The sequence below is a fragment of the Methylosinus sp. PW1 genome (assembly GCF_000745215.1).
GTDB lineage: Bacteria > Pseudomonadota > Alphaproteobacteria > Rhizobiales > Beijerinckiaceae > Methylosinus.
Genome location: NZ_JQNK01000002.1, coordinates 501534 through 515751, shown reverse-complemented (window position 1 = coordinate 515751; position 14218 = coordinate 501534). Strand labels below are relative to the sequence as shown.

At 66.9% G+C, this 14218-nt stretch carries 13 protein-coding genes; 12 read left to right on the top strand and 1 reads right to left on the bottom strand.

Features of this window, described 5'->3' with window-relative positions:
* Positions 1-62: 62 nt before the first annotated feature.
* A complete protein-coding gene (locus tag K369_RS02920; protein WP_036287206.1) occupies positions 63-944 on the bottom strand; it encodes an aldose epimerase in 882 nt (293 codons plus the stop codon).
* A gap of 163 nt (positions 945-1107) precedes the next feature.
* On the opposite strand from K369_RS02920, the gene recJ reads away from it, so the two are divergent.
* From recJ to mazG, 12 genes are all read left to right on the top strand, one after another.
* Entirely contained in the window at positions 1108-2928 is a 1821-nt protein-coding gene (gene recJ / locus K369_RS02915) for a single-stranded-DNA-specific exonuclease RecJ (protein WP_198033002.1), read from the top strand.
* A 309-nt stretch (positions 2929-3237) separates the two neighbouring features.
* Positions 3238-4272 (top strand): septal ring lytic transglycosylase RlpA family protein, encoded by a 1035-nt coding sequence (locus K369_RS02910; RefSeq protein WP_036287203.1) that lies wholly within the window; start codon positions 3238-3240, stop codon positions 4270-4272.
* Positions 4273-4410: 138 nt separating this feature from the next.
* Entirely contained in the window at positions 4411-5613 is a 1203-nt protein-coding gene (locus tag K369_RS02905) for a D-alanyl-D-alanine carboxypeptidase family protein (protein WP_245278063.1), read from the top strand.
* Positions 5610-6329 carry a dTMP kinase gene (tmk, locus tag K369_RS02900; protein WP_051948826.1) on the top strand — a complete coding sequence of 240 codons (720 nt, stop codon included), beginning with the start codon at positions 5610-5612 and terminating at the stop codon, positions 6327-6329. The genes K369_RS02905 and tmk overlap by 4 nt, the downstream gene beginning before the upstream one ends.
* Positions 6326-7399, top strand: a complete 1074-nt coding sequence (locus tag K369_RS02895; protein ID WP_036287200.1) for a DNA polymerase III subunit delta' — start codon at positions 6326-6328, stop codon at positions 7397-7399. Before tmk ends, K369_RS02895 begins: the two co-directional genes overlap by 4 nt.
* A gap of 9 nt (positions 7400-7408) precedes the next feature.
* Complete coding sequence (locus K369_RS02890) at positions 7409-7924, top strand: DNA-deoxyinosine glycosylase (RefSeq protein ID WP_084570400.1); 516 nt, start codon at positions 7409-7411, stop codon at positions 7922-7924.
* A 90-nt stretch (positions 7925-8014) separates the two neighbouring features.
* Positions 8015-9568 (top strand): methionine--tRNA ligase, encoded by a 1554-nt coding sequence (gene metG, locus K369_RS02885; RefSeq protein WP_036287724.1) that lies wholly within the window; start codon positions 8015-8017, stop codon positions 9566-9568.
* A 13-nt stretch (positions 9569-9581) separates the two neighbouring features.
* Entirely contained in the window at positions 9582-10094 is a 513-nt protein-coding gene (locus tag K369_RS02880) for a hypothetical protein (protein WP_245278062.1), read from the top strand.
* A 133-nt stretch (positions 10095-10227) separates the two neighbouring features.
* Positions 10228-11028: a TatD family hydrolase gene (locus tag K369_RS02875; protein WP_036287194.1), complete on the top strand. Its 801-nt coding sequence runs from the start codon at positions 10228-10230 to the stop codon at positions 11026-11028.
* Complete coding sequence (locus K369_RS02870) at positions 11025-11822, top strand: MBL fold metallo-hydrolase (RefSeq protein WP_036287191.1); 798 nt, start codon at positions 11025-11027, stop codon at positions 11820-11822. The genes K369_RS02875 and K369_RS02870 overlap by 4 nt, the downstream gene beginning before the upstream one ends.
* A gap of 591 nt (positions 11823-12413) precedes the next feature.
* Complete coding sequence (locus K369_RS02865) at positions 12414-13082, top strand: cold-shock protein (RefSeq protein WP_036287188.1); 669 nt, start codon at positions 12414-12416, stop codon at positions 13080-13082.
* A 303-nt stretch (positions 13083-13385) separates the two neighbouring features.
* On the top strand, positions 13386-14204 hold the full coding sequence (mazG, locus tag K369_RS02860; RefSeq protein WP_036287185.1) for a nucleoside triphosphate pyrophosphohydrolase: 819 nt from the start codon (positions 13386-13388) through the stop codon (positions 14202-14204).
* Positions 14205-14218 lie beyond the last annotated feature (14 nt).

Here is a 14218-nt window from a genome sequence, read left to right as displayed (position 1 = left end):
CCGTCCTTTACGCGCGACCAATCCGCGCTAGCCGATAGAGTGTGTGGAAGCAAGGTTTATTCCTATTCGCTCGCCCTCCGCTTCTCCAAGCGGAATGTGGCGGCATGAGTCGCCCGCTCGCCCGGCCCGAGGATCCGCATGGACGGCTTCTCATAGAGATCGCCGGAAAAATCCTCCGGGTCGCCATGGCCGGTCCAGGCCTCGATGCAAAGGAAAGGGGCCGGCGGCCGCGCCCATAGCGCGATATGGGGAAAATCCTCGAGCTCGACCGCGAGCGCCAGCCCTTCGCCATTGTCGTAAAGGAGACGACGGCTCGCCGCGCCGAGAAAGCACAGAGCCTCCTGCTCGAGAAGCGCGTCGGAAAGCGGAAGCCGCCGCTCTTCCAACGGGATGGCGCGGCGGCGGGCGGAGAATAGCCCACCCGGCGCGATGACCGGAACCTCGCCGCTCTCTTCTGTCTCGAAATGGATCGCATGCGCCGCCGCCGAGCCGTCCAGCGGCCAGCGAAACCCCGGATGCAGGCCGAGCGCATAGGGCAGGGGCCGCGCGTCGCGATTGGAGGTCGTGAGCGAGACGCGCAGCTCCCCCGGACGCAGCGAGAAATGCGCCTCGAGGCGGAAGGCGAAGGGATAGAGCGTGCGGCTCTCCTCGTCCTCCTCGAGGCTCAAAGAGACCGCCGTCTCCGACCGCTCCAGCAGAGTGAAGCGCTTATGGCGCGCGAAGCCGTGCAGGCCGAGCGGAAAACGGGCGCCGTCGACGCGGATTCCGTCGCGCGTCCAGCCCACCACTGGAAACAGCAGCGGCGCCGTCTGCGGCCAGACCTCCGGCTGCGGCTCCCAGACGAGATCGACGCCGCCGGCGCGCCAGGAGACCAGCTCGGCGCCGAGAAGGGAGATTTCGGCCCCATCGTCGGAGCCGGCCGCGAGGCGAATCGTTTCGGTCATGCCCCGATCGTAGCGAGCGCGACCCTGGCCGGGGAGGGCGCGGCGGCTTTTCCGCGAGGGGAAGAACGTAAAGGCGGGGGACGGCTTCTGCGCCGCATTGACCGGCCGGACCGTGGCCGCGATGCTTTTTCTTCACGATTCGCTTCTCGCCGCCGGGCCTTCGATGCTGGACAAAATCGCCGGGAGCGACCGACCGCTGTTTCTGGGGGTCGAGCGCTCGATCGCAGGCCGCGCCTGGCGCGCCCGGCTGCGCCGGCATGACGAGGCCCAGGCGGCCGCAATCGCCCAGATTCACGGCCATGGCGACGCGCTCTCGCGGGTCCTGGCGGGGCGGGGGGTGACGCAGGAGAGCGCCGCCGCCTTCCTCGATCCGACGCTGCGCGCGCTGATGCCCGATCCGCTGCTGCTGCAGGACATGGAGGCCGCCGTCGAGCGCCTCGCTCGGGCCGTGGAGGCGGGCGAGCAGATCGCCGTCTTCGGCGATTATGACGTCGATGGCGCGACCTCCTCCGCGCTTTTCGTCGAGTTTCTGGAGGCGGCGGGCTGCCCGCGGCCCTTTCTCCATATTCCCGACCGCATTCTCGAGGGCTACGGCCCCAACGCCGAGGCGATCGGCGAGCTGAGAGCGCGGGGCGCCAGCCTGCTGGTGACGCTGGATTGCGGCACGACCAGCCACGCCGCGCTCGCCTCGGCCCGCGCGTCAGGGCTCGACGTCATCGTCATCGACCATCATCAGGCGCCGGAGGTCCTGCCGGACGCGATCGTCGTCAATCCCAATCGGGCCGACGATCTCTCCGGCCTCGGTCATCTCTGCGCGGCCGGCGTCGCCTTTCTCGCCCTCGCGGCGCTGGCGCGCGAGCTGCGCCGGCGCGGACATTGGACCGACGCCCGGCCGCAGCCCGATCTCCTCGCCGGACTCGATCTCGTGGCCCTGGCCACGGTCGCCGACGTCGCGCGGCTGCAGGGCCTCAACCGCGCCTTTGTGGTGAAGGGCCTCGCGGTCATGCGGAGCCGCGCGCGCATCGGCCTTTCGGCGCTGCTGGACGCCGCGCGCGTGGACGGGCCGCCGCGCGCCTATCATCTCGGCTTCGTGCTCGGGCCGCGCATAAACGCCGGCGGCCGCATCGGCGACGCAGCGCTGGGCGCGCGGCTGCTGACGCTGCGCGATCCCGTCGAGGCCGCTCGCATCGCCGCCGAGCTCGACCGGCTCAACATCGAACGGCAGGCGCTGGAAAAGGCCACTCTGGAGGAGGCGGAGGCCGAGGCGGACCGCCAGCTCATGCGCTCCAACCGGCTGTCCTGCCTCGTCGTCGCAGGCGAGGGATGGCATCCCGGCATTGTCGGAATCGTCGCCTCGAGGCTAAAGGACAAGTTCAAGATTCCTGCCTTTGTCATTGCGAAGTCAGGGGAAATTTGCTCAGGCTCAGGTAGAGGCTCGAGTGGCGTCGATCTCGGCCGCACGGTGCGGCTGGCTGTCGACGAGGGCCTTCTGCAAAAGGGCGGCGGCCATGCGATGGCGGCCGGCGTCACGGTCGCGAGCGCGCGAATCGACGCCTTTCGCACCTTTATGAACGACGCGCTGGAGGAGGATGTCGAGCGCGCCCGCGACGCCGACGCGCTGCTCGTCGACGGCGCGCTGACGGCGCGCGGCGCGAGCGTCGAATTTATCCGCGCGCTCGAGCAGGCGGGACCTTTCGGCGCCGGCAATCCCGAGCCGGTCTTCGTCCTGCCGGACCAACGCATCGTCGATGCGGCGGTGGTCGGCTCCGCCCATGTGCGGGCGCGGATCCAATCCGGCGACGGGACGAGGCTCGACGCCATCGCCTTTCGCGCCGTGGGAACGCCGGTCGGCGATGCGCTGCTGCAGGGCCGCGGGCGGATGCTGCATATCGCCGCGCGACTGGGCGCCAATGTGTTTCGCGGCGCCGAGCGCGTGGAGACCCGCATCGTCGATCTCGCCCGGCCGGATCGCGAAACATGGTGAATGCGCGAATAATCGCGAAGATATTGGCGCATCTCGCGATTCCGGCGCATGGGCGCATTGGGCGAATCTGTGGCGGGCGGCGAAGCTCTCGTCGCAATTTGGTCGCAATCGCCCTTTCTCATGGCGAAGCTCGAGGATGCGGGAGAGGGAGCGCGACGCGCGTTAACTCTCGAGTAATTCGGGCGCGAGACATTGAGGCGTGCGGTCGCGCCGAAGCAGCGTGGTTTTCGGGGCTCCCGCATGCGTGGCCTCCCGAGGCCGCGCCAGCGAAGCGAACCGTCCCCCATTTCGAGCGAATGCGCGCCTGACATGAGATCGAGATCGAGACTGCCGGAACTTCGCTACTCCTTCGCGCTTCTCGGCCTTTGCGCGCTCGCGGGCTGCTCGTCCGCCCCGCCGGCCGTGCATAATAAAATCGCCCGCTCACAGGTCGACCCGCGCTATGGCGTCGCGCCGAGCCCACGCGTCGTCGCGGATGGCGAGGAAGTGCCGCGCGGCGGCGGCTACTATATGGTGGGCAAGCCCTATCAGATCGCCGGCAAGACCTATTATCCGAGCGAGAGAGCCTATACGGCCACGGGTCTCGCCTCCTGGTACGGATCGGATTTTCACGGACGCAAGACGGCCAATGGCGAGGTGTTCGACAGCGCCTCGATCAGCGCCGCGCATCCCACCCTGCCGCTGCCGAGCTATGCGCGTGTGACCAATCTCCGCAATCACCGCTCGATGATCGTGCGCGTCAATGATCGCGGCCCCTATCATGGCGGCCGCGTGATGGATGTCTCGCAACGCGTCGCCGAGGCGCTGGATTTCCATCGGGTCGGCACGGCGCGGGTGAAGGTCGATTTCGTCGGCCGCGCCGCGCTCGAAGGCTCCGACGACGTCAAGCTGCTGGCGACGCTGCGCGAGGACGGCCGTCCCGCGACTCTGCCGGGCGGGGCGCCGATCATGGTGGCGACCAATCTGCGCGAGACGCCGAGCCGCGTCGCGCGGCTCGAGCGCTCCGAAGAGACGCAGCAGACGGAGCGCGCTGAACGCGCGTCCGCCGCCCGCGCCGAGACGCGCGAGGAGGAGAAGAGCGCATCGCGGGCCGAAGCGCAGAGCACGGCTCGCGCTGAAGCGCATGAGGAGAGGGCGATTTCTCGCACCGAAGCGCGCGAGGTCGAGAGCCCGCGCCGGGCCGAGGCGCGCGCGGTCGAGAAAGAGCCGGTCTCCACCATTCCGACGCCCATCTCGGCCAAGGCGCAGGCCATGGCCAAGAGCGCGCCGCTGCCGCCGTCGCGGCCTTTCGACCTCGGAACGGCGTCGCCGCGCAATCTGCGCTTGCGGCAAGCGCTCAATTAACCTCGACGGCGCTCTGAACGGCCGCGCGCCGCGCGAGGCCGTTGCTTTCTGCCCTCCGACGCGCCACATTTCAACGGAACTCATTGCGTGAGGCCGTCGACGCGCTTCGACGGCGCATCGAACGAAGGCGAAAGACGCGTGCCTGTCTCCCTTCCCAAAACCCTCGCCAAAACCCTCGCCCGCTTCGGCTTCGTCCTGGCGGCCTCCTTCATCGCGCCGACGGCGGCTTTCGCCGAAGGCTTCCAGACCACCGCGCCGCGCGCCATTCTGGTGGACGCCGGCACACATACGGTGCTGCTGGAGAAAGCCGCCGACGAATATGTGACGCCGGCCTCCACCGTGAAGATCATGACCGCGGAGGTCGTGTTCCGCGAGATCGCGGAAGGGCGGCTGAAGCTCGACGACGAATTCACCGTTTCCGAGCACGCCTGGCGCGCCGGCGGCGCGCCCGCTGGCGGCTCGGCCATGTTCCTCGCCGTCAACAGCAAGGCGCGGGTCGAGGATCTGATCCGCGGCCTGGTGATCGATTCCGGCAATGACGCGGCCATCACGCTCGCAGAGGGCGTCGCCGGATCGGAAGAGGCTTTCGTCGGCCGCATGAACAAGCGGGCGTCCGAGCTCGGCCTCACCCGGTCGATCTTCGGCAATCCCTGGGGGCAGGCCGGGCCGGACCAGAAGGTGACGCCGCGCGAGATGGTCCAGCTCTCCGCGCATATCATCAAGACCTATCCGGACCTCTACCGCTATTTCGGCGAGAAGGAGTTCACCTGGAACAAGATCAAGCAGCAGAACCGCAATCCTCTGCTCACCATGAGCATCGGCGCGGATGGGCTGAAGACCGGCAATATCGACGATTCCGGCTATGGCATGGTCGGCTCCGCCGTGCAGGACGATCGCCGCCTCATCGTGGCCGTCTATGGGCTGCGCACGGCCAAGGACCGCGCCGAGGAGGCGCGCAAGATCCTGCAATGGGGCTTCCGCAATTTCGAGGAGAAGTCGCTGTTCAAGGCCAATGAGACCGTCGGCTCGGCGCAGGTCTATGGCGGAACCGCCGGCTCCGTGCCGCTGAGCGCGTCGAACGACATCAAAGTGCTGCTGCAGCGCGGCGGCTCGGAGAAGCTCACCGGCAAGATCGTCTATGAAGGACCGCTGATCGCGCCGGTCGAGGCGGGGACCAAGGTCGCCAAGCTCGAGATCCGCCGCGGCTCGACCGTGGTGCTCGAGCAGCCGCTCGAAGCCGCCGAGACGGTCGAAAAAGGCTCGCTCCCGAGCCGCGCCTTCGACGCGGCCTATGAATATGCGGCCGGCGCCATTCACAACAAGCTGTCGAAGAAGCAATGAGCGCAGAGCCGCCGCTCGGCCCGGCGCGTGGGCAGGACAAGGGCCGCGCCGGCAAGTTCATAACGCTGGAGGGCGGCGAGGGGGCCGGCAAGTCGACGCAGATGCGCCGCTTGCAGGAACGCCTCGCGCAGAGGGGCGTGGAGGCGATCGCCACGCGCGAGCCCGGCGGCTCGCCGCATGCCGAGGCGTTGCGCGAGGCGCTGCTCGGCGGCAAAGCCGCCTCGCTCGGCCCGCTCGGCGAGGCGATCTTGTTCTCGGCGGCGCGCATCGATCATCTCGACCGTCTGATCAAGCCGGCGCTCGCCCGCGGCGCCTGGGTGATCTGCGACCGTTTCGCCGATTCCACCCGGGCCTATCAGGGCGCGCGCGGCGGCGTCGATCCGCGCCTCATCGCTTTGCTCGAGCGCGTCGCGTTGATGGGCTCGTCGCCCGATCTGACCATCATCCTCGATCTGCCGCCAGAGATCGGCCTCGAGCGCGCGCATCGGCGGCGTCCGCCGGACGAGGCGGCCGATCGCTTCGAGCGCGAGGGGCTCGAGTTTCACCTCGGCCTGCGCCAGGCCTATCTCGACATAGCGGCGAGCGAGCCCGGCCGCTGCTGCGTCGTCGATGCGCTGGCGCCCGAGCAGGAGGTGGCCGAGGCCATTTGGCATGTCGTCGAAGCGCGCTTTTTTCGGCCCGAGATCGTCATTCCCTTGAAGAGCGTGATGGCGTGAAGCGCGACGCCGAGGCTCCGCCGGAAAGCGATCGTTTCGCCGATTTTCCGCATCCCCGCGAGACCCACGCCCTGCTCGGCCATGACGGGGCCGAGAGCGAGCTGCTCGACGCCTTTCGCCGCGGCAAGCTGCCCCAGGCCATTCTCATCGGAGGGCCGGAGGGGATCGGCAAGGCGACGCTGGCCTGGCGCCTCGCGCGCTTCCTGCTGGCGCATCCCGACGCCGCCGCGCCCGAGGCGGCGAGCGCACGATCGCTGTTCGTCTCAGAGGAGAGCTTCGTCAGCCGACGCATAGCGGCGTTGGCGCTGCCCGATCTCTTCCTGTTGCGCCGCGAGTGGAACGAGAAGACCAAGAAGCATTTCACCGAGATCCGCATCGAGGATGTGCGCCGGCTCATTCATCTCTTTCACCAGAGCTCGGGCGAGGGCGGCTGGCGCGTCGCCATCGTCGACAGCGTCGACGATCTCAACCGCTCCAGCGCCAATGCGCTGCTGAAGCTGATCGAGGAGCCGCCGGCGCGCTCGCTGTTTCTGCTGGTCGCGCATCAGCCGGGCCGCGTTCTGCCGACCATCCGCTCGCGCTGCCGCAAGCTCAATCTCGCGCCTTTGGCCGAGCCGGACGTCATCGCCGCGATCCGCGCGCTGGGCGCGCCCTGGAGCGCAGCGCCGGCGGAGGCGCTGGCCGGCGCGGCGGCGGGGGCGGAAGGCTCAGTGCGCGAGGCGCTGCGTCTGCTGGATGGCGACGGCGTCGCCTTCGACACGGCGCTGCGGGCGATGTTCGCGCGGCTGCCGCAAGTGGATTGGCTCGCCGTTCATTCGCTCGCCGACCGGCTCGCCGGACGCGACAATGAGCAGGCCTATGAGACCTTCATGAGCGGGCTCTATCGCTTCCTCGATTCCACCGTGCGGACAAAGGCCCACGAAGGCGCGAGCGCGACGAGCCTCGCCCCTTACGCGCGCGCCTGGGAGCGCATAGGCGAAGCGGCGCGGGATACGGAAGTGTTCAATTTCGACAAGCGTGGGCTCATTCTGCAGGTGTTCGCCGATCTCGAAGAAGCGGCGCGCCGATAGAGGCTTTCCTTGGACGTCATTCCGACCTCGAAAGGCTTCCCGCCGGTCTCCCGCGCCGACGCCCGCGTGCTGATCCTCGGCTCTTTGCCCGGGCAGGTCTCGCTGGCGCGCGTCCAATATTACGCGCAGCCGCGCAACGCTTTCTGGCCGATCATGGGGCGACTGTTCGGCGTCGCGGCGGAGCTTCCCTATGAGGAACGCCTCGAGCAGCTGATGGAGAAGGGCGTCGCTTTGTGGGATGTCTGCGCGCAGGGGCGACGGCCGGGCAGCCTCGACCAGAAGATCGACGTCGCCAGCGTCGTCGTCAACGACATAGCGGGCTTTCTGACCGCGCATCCGCAGACGGCCCTCGTCTGCCTCAATGGCGGCAAGGCGGGCGATCTCTATCGCCGGATGGTCGCGCCGACGCTCCTCGCATCGGCGCCGCCCAGCGTGATCTTGCCTTCGACCAGCCCGGCTCATGCGGCCATGAGCTTCGATCGCAAGCTCGAACATTGGCGGGCGGCGCTCGCGCGCATGATCTGATCAGGAATTTTGCTGCGCCGCACGCCTTCCGCTTTCCCGCCGCGGCAAAGCGCGCTAGACCCTTGGCCCATGGCTGAACGTCCGACCTTCATGATCACCACCGCCATTCCTTATGCGAATGGCGCCCCGCATATCGGTCATGCGTATGAACGCATCGCGACCGACGCTTTCGCGCGCTTCAAGCGGCTCGACGGCTTTGACGTGCTGTTCGTGACCGGAATGGACGAGCACGGCCAGAAGATGCAGCGGACCGCCGAGCGCGAGGGGCTGACCCCGCAGCAGCTCGCCGACCGCACCGCCGGCCAATTCCAGACCATGGGCGAGACGCTGAACGCGCTCGCCGACGATGTCGTGCGCACCACGCAGCCGCGCCACGCGGAGGCGGCGCTCGAGATATGGAAGCGCATGGAGGCGGCTGGCGATATTTATCTCGCCAAATATTCCGGCTGGTACTCGGTGCGCGACGAGGCCTATTACGACGAAGGCGAGATCACCGAGGTCGAGGGCAAGAAGCTCGCGCCGACGGGCACGCCGGTCGAATGGGTGGAGGAGGAGAGCTGGTTCTTCAAGCTCTCGGCCTATCAGGAGAAGCTGCTCGCTCTCTATGAGGCGCATCCGGATTTCATCACGCCGGAGAAATACAGAAACGAGATCGTCTCCTTCGTGAAGCGCGGCCTCACAGATCTCTCGATCAGCCGCACCACTTTCGACTGGGGTATTCCGGTCCCGGCGAAGCCCGAGACCAATTCACCGCATGTGATGTATGTGTGGGTGGACGCGCTCACCAATTACATCACCGCGACCGGCTTTCTGACCGGGGAGCGGGAGCGCGCGCGCTACTGGCCGGCGAACGCCCATGTCATCGGCAAGGATATCACGCGCTTTCACGCGATCTATTGGCCGGCCTTTCTGATGTCGGCCGGCGTGGCTCTGCCGAAGCAGATCGTCGTGCACGGCTTTCTGTTCAGCCGCGGCGAGAAAATGTCGAAGTCGGTCGGCAATGTCATCGACCCGATCGATCTCGCACAGCGCTATGGCGTCGATCAGCTGCGCTATTTCTTCCTGCGCGAGGTGCCCTTCGGCCAGGACGGAAATTATTCGCATGAGGCGATCGTCAATCGCATCAACGCCGATCTCGCCAATGATCTCGGCAATCTGGCGCAGCGCTCTCTGTCTATGATCGCCAAGAATTGCGGCGGCGTCGTCCCGACCCCCGGCGAATTCACCGAGGCGGACCGCGCGCTGCTCGCCGACGCCGCGGCCGCGCTCGGCAAGGCGCGCGAGGCGATGGACGCCTATGCGCCGCATCTGGCGCTGGCGGAGCTGTTCCGCGTCGTCGGGGACGCCAATCGCTATTTTGCCGGCGAGGAGCCCTGGGCCAAGAAGAAGATCGACCCCAAGCGCATGGAGACGATCCTCTATGTGACGGCGGAGGCGCTGCGGCGGCTCGCCATTCCGCTGCAGCCTTTCATTCCGGCCGCGGCCTCGGGCTTGCTCGATCTGCTCGCCGTTCCCGCCGATGCGCGCGATTTCATCCATGCAGGCGAGTCGGATGCGCTGAGCCCCGGCGCGCCGCTGCCGGCGCCTGCGCCGGTGTTTCCGCGCTATGTGGAGGAGGGCGAGGCGCAAGGCGCCAAGAGCTGACGGAGAGACGCAAATGGAACGGTCGCGAGCGAGCCTCATTCGAATGACGGCGACGGTCGCGGCCCTGCTCTGCGCCGACCCACTGCACGCCGAAGCCTGGCTCGCCTATCGCAACGCCCGCTTCGGCGCGACGGCCGATGTGCCAAAGGGCTGGACCATGGGCGAGGCGCCGGAGAATGACGACGGCCGCGTCTTCACCTCGCCCGACAAGCAGGCCGAGATCGCCATCTTTGGCGGCTATCGCGCCTTTCAGAAAGATCAGGAATTCGCCGACCGTCTCGCGCCCGGCGAGGGCGAGACGGTGACCTACGCCAAGAAGGGCAAGGATTGGGTCGTCGTCTCCGGCACGAAGGGCGACCGCATTTTCTATCGCCGCTCGCTGCTCTCCTGCCGAGGCGAAATCTGGAACAATGTCTCGATCGAATATCCTGCGTCGCAGAAGAAGAAATTCGATGCGCTGGTGACGCACGTCTCGCGCTCGCTGCGCGCCGGGCGCAGCGACGGCCTCGTCACCGGATGCTCGTGAGGCGCTCGGCTGGTCGCCGAATTGCTTTGCCGCCTCGAGGACGCCGAATCCCCCACCGAATAGAATCGTTCCAATTCCCGGCCGGGCGCGTTAAGGGTTCGGCGCCGACACGCCGAGAGTTCAGGCCGAGCCCATGCTGATCGACACACATTGCCATCTCGACTTCCCCGATTTCGCTCCCGAGCAGGAGGAGGTCGTGGCGCGCGCGCGGGCGCAGGGCGTCGCGCGTTTCGTCACCATCTCGACCCATGTCGAGAAATTCGCTGCGATCGCCGCCATAGCCGAGCGTTACGAGGATGTGTTCTGCACGGTCGGCACGCATCCCAACCACGCCCATGAGGAGCGCGAGGCGAGCGCCGCCGAGCTGGTCGCGCTGGCGCGCCACGAGAAATGCGTCGGCATAGGCGAGGCGGGGCTCGACTATCACTATGACAAAGCCCCGCGCGCGCTGGCGCATCGCGTTTTCCGCACCCATATCGCCGCCGCGCGCGAGAGCGGGCTGCCGCTCGTCATTCACTCGCGCGACGCCGACGCCGATTGCGCCGAAATTCTGCGCGAGGAAATGGGGAAGGGGGCTTTCAAGGCCCTGCTCCATTGCTTCACCAGCTCGCGCGCGCTGGCCGAGACGGCTGTGGAGCTCGGGCTCTACATCTCCTTTTCCGGCGTGGTGACGTTCAAGAACTCGGGCGAATTGCGCGAGATCGCGCGCGACGTGCCGCTGGAGCGGCTGCTCGTGGAGACCGACGCGCCTTTCCTCGCGCCCGTCCCGCATCGCGGCAAGCGCAATGAGCCCGCCTATGTCGCCGATACGGCGCGCACGCTCGCCGCGGCCAAGGGCGTCTCCTTTGAGGAGATGGCGGCGCAGACGACGGCCAATGCGCTGGCGCTGTTCTCCAAAATGACGCCGATCGAGACACGGCGGGGGGCCGAATGAGCCTCGCCGTCACAATATTGGGCTGCGGCTCCTCCGGCGGCGTTCCGCGCGTCGGCCAGGGCTGGGGCGCCTGCGATCCCGCCAATCCGCGGAATCGCCGCCGACGCTGCTCGATATTGGCGACGCGAACCGAGGGCGACGCGCGGACCAATGTGCTGGTCGACACTTCGCCCGATCTGCGCGAGCAATTGATCGACGCGAAGGTCGACCATCTCGACGCGATCCTCTTCACTCATCCGCACGCCGATCATACGCATGGCGTCGACGATGTGCGCGGCCTGGTGCTGGAGAGCGGCCGCCGCATTCCGGCCTATCTGGACGAGCCGACGGCCAAAATGCTGACGGATCGCTTCGATTACATCTTCAAGACGCCGCCCGGCAGCTATTATCCGCCGCTGCTCGACGAGCATCGCATCCATCTCGGCCGCGAGGTGACGGTGGAAGGTCCTGGCGGAACCATCGAAGCCATGCCGTTCCGGCTCGACCATGGCGATATGGACGCGCTCGGCTTTCGCATCGGCGGCTTGGCCTATACGCCGGACCTCAATTCCGTGCCCAAAGAGAGCTTCCGCCATCTCGAGGGGCTCGACGTCTGGATCATCGATGCGCTGCGCCACAAGCGCCACGGCACGCATCTCTCCGTCGGCGAGGCGCTGGAATGGGTCGCTCATTTCAAGCCGCGCCGCGCGATTCTGACCGATCTGCATGTCGATCTCGACTATGACGTGCTGGCCGCGACACTGCCGGAGAATGTGACCCCGGCCTTCGACGGAATGCGGATCGAACTGGCCTGAGCCGGGCGTCCGAAACAGCCGCATTATCCATGAGCCGATCGTCCGAGCCACGCCGATATGGCGCGTGCTAATCTGCGCGTTGCCTGATCGCCGTCGTCGACCAGAGCCGCATTCCTGCCCCGAGGCGAATGGATTTTAAGTTCCATAATATCGATTATGCGATTTTCGTTTTTCTGATCTTCCATGATTTCAGACAATTGTGCGTCGAGCGTCCGGCCCCTCGCCTTCGAGGCCTCGCGCCGCTGTGGCGCGCCGAGTGCGGATGCGCGGCGTTCTTGCCGCGCTCGCGCCACTTTTCCGGGGTTCGATCACCGTGTTCTCACCCTGTGATTCGTCGCATGGTGAGCGGCGGCCTCGGGTTTTTTCGAAAATGCTGGCGAATTCATCTAGCCAGACTGGGCCGCTTCCTGGTAAAAAGGCGATTGCGCGGGACTATATGGCATTCAACTGGCACACTTACGAACGCACCAAAACCGGCTCTCCGCGAGACGCCGGCGGACGCGTGCGTCGTCGGCGCTTTTGCGCCCGGCGAGAGGCCGTGCATGTGGCTATAGCGGTCTTTTGGCGGTTGGCGGAGACGAGTACCAAGACATGAGCAGCAAAGGTCGAGACTTCCGGGGACCCAGAAAACGTGGGTTCGACGACGACCCCCCATACGGCTACGACAGCCCGCGGCCCAGCCGGCCGCCGAGGTCGCCTTTCGGCGGAGGTGGTGGATTTGGCGATGCGCCGCCCCCGTCCTCGAACGAGCCCGCGATCGACGCGGTCGTCAAATGGTTCAAGCCTGATAAAGGCTTCGGCTTCGTGGAGCTCGGCAATGGCACGGGCGACGCGTTCCTGCATATCGGCGCCGTTCAGGCTGCGGGCTATGACGCCCTGCCGCCCGGAGCGAAGCTGAAGGTGCAGGTGTCGAGCTCGGTCAAGGGCCAGCAGGTCACTCGCGTGCTCGAGGTCGATCTTTCGACCGCGACCGCAGAGCGTCCGCGCAGCAGCAGCGGCGGCGGCGGCTTCGATCGTCCGCCTCGCCGTCAGGCTCCCGATCCGTCGACGGCGGTGCCGGTCTCCGGCAAGGTCAAATGGTTCGACGAGACCAAGGGCTTCGGCTTCGTTCAGTCGAATGATGGCGGGAAGGACGTCTTCGTCCATATCTCGATCCTCGGTCCCTCCGGCGTCAATCATCTCGCCGAAGGCCAGCCCGTGACGATGCAGGTCGTCGACACGGCCAAGGGTCGCGAAGCGCTGTCGATCACGGTCGACTGAGGCTTTTAAAATCAGTGGGCCGCAAGTCGTTCCCGGCTTGCGGCTACGCGCCTGAAGGCGACAACCAACTCACCTCGGATGCGCAAGTCGGGTCCGAGGCGCTGTCGTTTGCAAGGCGTAATCTGGCCCCGGACCCTCGGATCGACTGCGGAGGGCGGTAGACCAAGGGCGCAGTCGAGATCCGGCACTCATGTTAGAGCAAAGCGTTTCGGATTCCTCGCTTTTTTTTCCGCGCCCTGCTGCGTCAAAACAACGCGTCGCTCGCGCTTCTCGGCGCCCCTCCCGCCTCTTCGAGGTCGGCCGATGACGCAGGACGCGATCGCGCGCCTCCTCGGCATAATGGCGGCCCTGCGCACCCCCGGAACCGGCTGCCCTTGGGATCTCGAGCAGGACTTCGCCAGCATCGCCCCCTATACGCTCGAGGAGGCCTATGAGGTCGTCGACGCCATAGAGCGCGGCGATCTCGGCGATCTTCGCGACGAACTCGGCGATCTGCTGCTGCAGGTGGTCTTTCACGCCCGTCTGGCCGAGGAGGGCGGCGCTTTCGCCTTCGCCGATGTGGCCGAGGCGATTTCGGACAAGCTCATCCGCCGCCATCCGCATGTGTTCGGCGACAAATCCGCGGCCTCGGCTGATGATGTCGCCGTCCAATGGGCCGAGATCAAAGCGCAGGAGAAGAAGGCCCGCGCCGAGCGTCGCGGCATAGAAGAGCCCGCCGGCCTGCTCAATGGCGTTCCGCCTGCCCTGCCCGCTCTGACGCGTGCAGTGAAGCTTCAGGAAAAGGCGGGAAAGGTCGGCTTCGATTGGGCCGACGCGCGTCTCGTGCTGGAGAAAATCCGCGAGGAGACGCTGGAAGTGGAGGCGGAACTGGGCGACGGAGGCGCCCCGCATGCGCCCGCCGTCGTCGAGGAGATCGGCGATCTTCTCTTCGCCGTCGCCAATCTCGCTCGCCATGTCGGCGCTGATCCAGAGCAGGCGCTGCGCGGCGCCAACGCCAAATTCGAGCGGCGCTTCCGCTATATCGAGCGCGCGCTCGCGGAAAAGGGCAAGAGCCCGAAGCAATCGACGCTCGATGAGATGGAAGCGCTGTGGCAGGCCGCCAAAGCCGACGAGCGGAAGTGAGTCCGGCGCGCCGA

Coding starts and splice junctions, on each gene's coding strand:
- K369_RS02920 (WP_036287206.1), bottom strand. CDS start 944: ATGACCGAAACGATTCGCCTCGCGGCCGGCTCCGACGATGGGGCCGAA.
- recJ (WP_198033002.1), top strand. CDS start 1,108: ATGCTGGACAAAATCGCCGGGAGCGACCGACCGCTGTTTCTGGGGGTC.
- K369_RS02910 (WP_036287203.1), top strand. CDS start 3,238: ATGAGATCGAGATCGAGACTGCCGGAACTTCGCTACTCCTTCGCGCTT.
- tmk (WP_051948826.1), top strand. CDS start 5,610: ATGAGCGCAGAGCCGCCGCTCGGCCCGGCGCGTGGGCAGGACAAGGGC.
- metG (WP_036287724.1), top strand. CDS start 8,015: ATGATCACCACCGCCATTCCTTATGCGAATGGCGCCCCGCATATCGGT.
- K369_RS02880 (WP_245278062.1), top strand. CDS start 9,582: ATGGAACGGTCGCGAGCGAGCCTCATTCGAATGACGGCGACGGTCGCG.
- K369_RS02875 (WP_036287194.1), top strand. CDS start 10,228: ATGCTGATCGACACACATTGCCATCTCGACTTCCCCGATTTCGCTCCC.
- K369_RS02870 (WP_036287191.1), top strand. CDS start 11,025: ATGAGCCTCGCCGTCACAATATTGGGCTGCGGCTCCTCCGGCGGCGTT.
- K369_RS02865 (WP_036287188.1), top strand. CDS start 12,414: ATGAGCAGCAAAGGTCGAGACTTCCGGGGACCCAGAAAACGTGGGTTC.
- mazG (WP_036287185.1), top strand. CDS start 13,386: ATGACGCAGGACGCGATCGCGCGCCTCCTCGGCATAATGGCGGCCCTG.